5 protein-coding genes are annotated in these 5,163 nt (G+C 65.3%); 3 read left to right on the top strand and 2 right to left on the bottom strand.

Going from position 1 to position 5,163, the window contains the following annotated elements; all coding sequences use genetic code 11:
• On the bottom strand, positions 1–1,345 hold a 1,345-nt coding region (locus tag AC1DSN_RS18005), incomplete at its 3' end, for an amidase (protein ID WP_477332014.1).
• Positions 1,346–1,478: 133 nt separating this feature from the next.
• On the opposite strand from AC1DSN_RS18005, the gene AC1DSN_RS18000 reads away from it, so the two are divergent.
• Together AC1DSN_RS18000 and AC1DSN_RS17995 are read left to right on the top strand one after the other, a co-directional pair.
• On the top strand, positions 1,479–2,189 hold the full coding sequence (locus AC1DSN_RS18000) for a c-type cytochrome (protein WP_477295621.1): 711 nt from the start codon (positions 1,479–1,481) through the stop codon (positions 2,187–2,189).
• On the top strand, positions 2,186–3,406 hold the full coding sequence (locus tag AC1DSN_RS17995) for a c-type cytochrome (protein WP_477295619.1): 1,221 nt from the start codon (positions 2,186–2,188) through the stop codon (positions 3,404–3,406). Before AC1DSN_RS18000 ends, AC1DSN_RS17995 begins: the two co-directional genes overlap by 4 nt.
• Here the strand turns inward: AC1DSN_RS17995 and AC1DSN_RS17990 are convergent.
• Positions 3,382–3,900, bottom strand: coding sequence for a mismatch-specific DNA-glycosylase (locus tag AC1DSN_RS17990; RefSeq protein WP_477332012.1), 519 nt, complete (start codon positions 3,898–3,900; stop codon positions 3,382–3,384). The two genes, AC1DSN_RS17995 and AC1DSN_RS17990, sit on opposite strands and share 25 nt — an antisense overlap.
• Positions 3,901–3,971: 71 nt before the next feature.
• Here AC1DSN_RS17990 and AC1DSN_RS17985 point away from each other — a divergent pair, with 71 nt between their 5' ends.
• A complete protein-coding gene (locus AC1DSN_RS17985) occupies positions 3,972–5,087 on the top strand; it encodes a mechanosensitive ion channel family protein (protein WP_477332010.1) in 1,116 nt (371 codons plus the stop codon).
• Positions 5,088–5,163: the final 76 nt, after the last annotated feature.

The following is a 5,163-nucleotide window of genomic DNA, read 5'->3' as shown; positions in this document are numbered from 1 at the left end:
GGACCAGGTCGTTGACGAACGCCGGGCCCCAGCTCGGGGCGAGCAGGGCGTCGAGGTGATCCTTCGCCAGCGCCGCGTCGATGCCTTCGGGCCCGGCAAGACGCTGGTTGCGGTCGCGGATCTCGATGTACGTCGGGTCGGTGAGATCGGCCTTCGCCTGTGCCTGCAGGAACAACTCCTGGCCAAACCACGGCATCTCCTTCGCGGCTTCCCGGTCGTTGAACGCGATGAGGTCGGCCAGCGTTTTCATCGGCTGGTCGGGGCGGCCGGCGAGGTAGGCGTTGATGTCGTGCTTGAACTCGTAAAGCAGCACGTCGATCTCGTGCTCGCTGAGCTCCTTCAGATGCGGAATCTCGACGGGGTCGACCACGGTCGCACCCTGCGCTTTGAGGATGGCGATGGTTTTTTCCAACGCGCGATCCGCATTCGGCTCGATGCCACCCAGCTGCCGCACCACGCCGATGCGCTTGCCGCGTAGACCATTCGGGTCGAGGAACTTCGTGTAATCGGTGGCGTGCTTGTCAGCATCTTTCGTTGCCGGGTCGCGTGGATCGCTGCCGGCGATCGCGCTGAGGACCGTCGCGGCGTCGGCGACACTACGTGCCATCGGGCCGGCGGTGTCCTGGCTGTGCGAGATGGGAATGATGCCCGTGCGGCTGACCAGCCCGACCGTCGGTTTGATACCGACGAGGCCTGTCATCGAGGCGGGGCAGATGATCGAGCCGTCGGTCTCGCTGCCGATCGCTACGGTGGCAAGGCCGGCGGCGACCGCCGACCCCGAGCCCGCGCTCGAGCCACAGGCATTGCGGTCGAGCACATAGGGATTGACCGTGAGGCCACCGCGTCCCGTCCAGCCACTGGTGGCGTGGTTGCTGCGCATGTTGGCCCATTCACTCAGGTTGGTCTTGCCGAGGATCACGGCACCCGCCTTGCGCAGCTTCGCTGCGACCGCCGAGTCGTGCGGCGCCGGCTTGCCCACCAGCGCGAGCGAGCCGGCCGTGGTCTGCATGCGGTCGCCCGTATCGATGTTGTCCTTGAGCAGGATGGGGATGCCGGCCAGCGGACCGTTCTTGCCCGCTTTGCGTGCAATGGCCAGGGCGTCCGGGTTGGTTTCCAGCACGGCATTCACCGTCGGCCCCGCCTTGTCGATCGTGGCGATCCGCGAGAGGAAGAGGGTGGTGAGGCCTTCGGGCGTCAGCGTACCCGTGGCATATGCCTGGCGAATCGTCGCAATGGACGCAAAGGCGTCGTCTTCGTTCGCGGTGCGTGCCTGCACGGCGCTCGCGGAAAACGTGACGGTGAGGGCCAGTGTCAGTGCGGCCGGCCTGATCCATACATGCTGCATATGTCTTTTCCCCCTGGCGATGCGATGGCGACTGCGTGCAATCTACCGCATTGCCGTGCGTGGCTATACTGCACGGAAGTCATGCCCGCGCGACTCTTGCCGGGCTTGTCAACGAAACGCCAGGGAGTGCCACATGCGTCGTCTTTTCCGCCGGCTGGTCATTTCCGCCGCCGCGTTCTGCGCCATGCAGGCCATGGCCGCCGAGACGCCGCCGGTGCCCGACACGCTGGTCCAGCGCATCGCCGCCTGCACCAGCTGTCACGGTGAGCACGGGGAAGGTGGCAGCAACGGTTTCAACCCGCGCCTGGCCGGCAAGCCGGCGGGCTACCTGCATCGGCAGATGCAGGACTTCCAGCGCGGTCTGCGGCACTACCCGATCATGGAGTACACGGTCGGCCCGCTCACCGACGATTTCATGCGTGAGATCGCCGAGTACTTCTCCGCGCAAGATGTGCCGTACGCGCTGCACGATGTACCGGCGACATCACCGGCAGCGATGGCGCGTGGCGAGCAACTGGCCACCAAGGGCGATTCCGCCCGCGCCATTCCTCCCTGCATGGCCTGTCACGGCCCGAACCTCACGGGCGTGCAGCCGGACATCCCCGGGCTCGTCGGCCTGCCATACGACTACATCAGCGCCCAGCTGGGTTCCTGGCGCACGAATACGCGAAACACGGTGGCGCCGGACTGCATGAAGACCATCGTCAGTCGCCTTAGCGACGCCGACATCAGCGCGGTCTCGGCCTGGCTCGCCCAGCGTCCCGTACCGGAAAATGCACATGCGGAACCCGAGGGCAGCCTCACGCCCCCACTGCGTTGCGGCGTATTGGGAGGGGGCACATGAAGCCTTTCCTACGTGTGTTCGCTGCATTCGCGCTGGTCTGCACGGCATGGACCGCCAGCGCCGACGACCTCGTCGCGCGGGGTCACTACCTCACGCTCGCCGGCGACTGCGACTCCTGCCACACCGCACGCAACGGTCAGTCGTTCGCGGGCGGACACGTCGTCCCGACCCCGTTCGGTGCGATCACGGCACCCAACCTCACACCCGATCGGGAAACAGGCCTGGGCGGCTGGACGGCCGACGACTTCTATCACGCCATGCACTCGGGCAAGGGGCACGACGGCACGTCGTTGTATCCCGCGTTTCCGTTTACGTCGTACACGAAGGTCACGCGCGCCGACACCGATGCGATCTTCGCGTACCTGAAGAGCCTTCCGCCGGTGAAGCTCGCGCACACGGAGCCGGCCTTGCGCTGGCCGTACAGCATGCGTTCGTTGATGGGATCCTGGCGGTTGCTCTACTTCGACGAGGGCGAGTACCAGCCCGATCCGAAACAATCGGCGTCGTGGAATCGCGGCGCGTACCTCGTGCAGGGGCTCGGGCACTGCAACGAGTGTCACGCCCCGCGCAACACGTTTGGCGCCATGATCACCGATCCCTTCGTCGCCGGCGGCCTTGTACCCGTGCAGAACTGGTACGCGCCCGATCTGTCCATGGGTCCGAACGGCGGGCTGAGTGGCTGGACCGAGGCCGATGTCGTGGCGTTGCTCAAGACCGGACGCTCGCGGAAGGGCACGGCCTTCGGTCCGATGGCCGACGTGGTGATCCGCAGCACGCAGCATCTCGACGACAGTGACCTCGCCGCGATGGCCACGTACCTGAAATCGCTTCCCGAACGTGCACCGCCGCGCCAACACGAATCCGCCGCCGACGCCGCCGATCTCGCGAAGACGGGGCAGAAGGTCTACACGGACCAGTGCGCGGGATGCCATGCGGCCGATGGGCGCGGGAAGGGTGATGCGTATCCGCCGCTGGACGGCAATTCGTCCGTCGTCGAGCCGACCGGGATCAACGCGATTCGTATCGTGTTGTCGGGTGGGTTCGCGCCGGGAACGGCTGGCAATCCGCGTCCTTATTCGATGCCGCCGTTTTCGCAGACCTTGTCGGACGACGATGCGGCGGCGGTCGTGACGTACATACGTCAGGCCTGGTCGAACAAGGCCGCGTCAGTGTCACCCAACGACGTACGCGCCTACCGCTCGATCCCGGGCGGCTGAGCGCGCACGACGTCGGCAAGCTCCTGCCAGGTGCCGGTGTTCCACGAACGCCGCGCCTGGCCGGAAGGTGAGGGCAGGACGAACAGTTGCGTGCTGCCGAACGTCGTCGGTTGTAGTCCGTAGGCGACGGGCTTGCCGAGTGCCGACGCGCCGGCGTGCTTGCTGGTGAAGGCGAGTACGCGAGGTGAGAAGGTCTCGATCTTCGCGCGCAGGGCGGCGATGTCGAAGGCGTCCGACGGTAGCTCGCTGTCGTTGCCGTAATGGAACTTGGAGAGGTCCGTGAGGCCTAGGCCGAAGGCTGGCATCAAGGGGAACTCCGCCGGAGCGAGAAGCCGGGGCGTGAGTCCAATCGCGAAAACCGTCCGCCAGAACATGTTGCCGGGATGCGCGTAGTACGCGCGATCCTGCGCGGAACGTGTGCCGGCAGCCGTTCCGCAGAATACCAGCGACAGGCCGTGTTCAAGCACATCGGGCAGGACGAAAAGCTCGGTCATCGTGGGCACTTTACCTCGTTATTGCTGCGCCACAACATAACGTGGACATCCCGGCCGTTAGGCTGTGGACCATGAAACTTGCCGACTGGATGCCAGATTTCGCGCATCCGTGGACGCGTTTTGCGTTGATTATCGTTATCGCGCTGGCCGTCGCGGGTGTTCTTCGCCGTTTGGTGAAATTCTTGCTGCGTCGCTTCGCCGTCGGTCACCCGATGGGGGCCAGCATCATCGCCCGGGCGAATGCCCCTATGGAAGCCGTCGTGCCGTTGGCGATGCTGCTCATCGCCTTTCGCGCATCGCCCGATGAGCCGGCACGCCTGATCGATGGCATCGAGCATGTCATCAGCCTGGGACTCATCGTTGCCTGCACATGGTTCATCGTCCGCTGTATCGGCGCACTCGATGCCACGGTGTCGCGCTTCAATCCACTCGACCTGGAAGACAACCTCCGCGCGCGTCGTGTGCAGACGCAGGCGCGCGTGCTCAGCCGCACGGGCAGCGTCGTCGCCATCGTATTGGGCGCCGGTGTGGCCCTGATGACGTTTCCCGTCGTGCGCCAATTCGGCGCCACGCTTCTGGCATCGGCGGGCGTTGCCGGCCTCGCCGTGGGCCTTGCGGCCAAGCCCGTGCTGGGCAACCTCATTGCAGGGCTGCAGATCGCGCTGACCCAGCCGATCCGACTCGACGACGTGGTGGTGGTCGAAGGCGAGTGGGGCAAGATCGAAGAGATCACCAGCACGTATGTCGTCATACGTATCTGGGACGAACGCCGCCTTGTCGTGCCGCTGCAGTACTTCATCGAGAATCCCTTCCAGAACTGGACACGTACCAGCTCGCAGGTGCTCGGCTCGGCCATGCTGTGGTTTGACTACGGCCTGCCGCTGGATCCGCTGCGTGGCGAGCTCGAGCGTCTTTGCAAGCAGGCACCGGAATGGGATGGCCGTGTCTGCGTGCTGCAGGTGGTCGACACCAATGACAAGGCGATGCAGCTGCGGGCACTGGTCAGTTCTTCGAGTTCGAGCAAGTCGTGGGATCTGCGCTGCAAGGTGCGCGAAGGGCTTATCGCCTTCGTGCAGCGCGAGTACGAAGGCTTCCTGCCGAGACTGCGCGGCGAGCTGGGAAGCGAAGCGATACGTCGACCCGAACATGTGGGAGCCGCTTCAGCGGCGATGGGTGCTCGCCGATAGGCTGAGATGGGTGCTTGCCGCAACCGGCCCGCTGCCGCAGGATCGCCGATGAATCGGCTCCTAAAGGGATAGATAG

It is taken from the genome of Luteibacter sp. P4_D7_3, assembly GCF_056401735.1.
Note: the sequence above shows the minus strand (reverse complement) of the source record. Positions and strands in the feature narration are given on the sequence as shown.

What these genes read in the sequence shown, in the direction of transcription:
- AC1DSN_RS17995 (WP_477295619.1), top strand. Translation starts at nt 2,186, where the DNA reads ATGAAGCCTTTCCTACGTGTGTTCGCTGCATTCGCGCTGGTCTGCACG.
- AC1DSN_RS18000 (WP_477295621.1), top strand. Translation starts at nt 1,479, where the DNA reads ATGCGTCGTCTTTTCCGCCGGCTGGTCATTTCCGCCGCCGCGTTCTGC.
- AC1DSN_RS17990 (WP_477332012.1), bottom strand. Translation starts at nt 3,900, where the DNA reads ATGACCGAGCTTTTCGTCCTGCCCGATGTGCTTGAACACGGCCTGTCG.
- AC1DSN_RS17985 (WP_477332010.1), top strand. Translation starts at nt 3,972, where the DNA reads ATGAAACTTGCCGACTGGATGCCAGATTTCGCGCATCCGTGGACGCGT.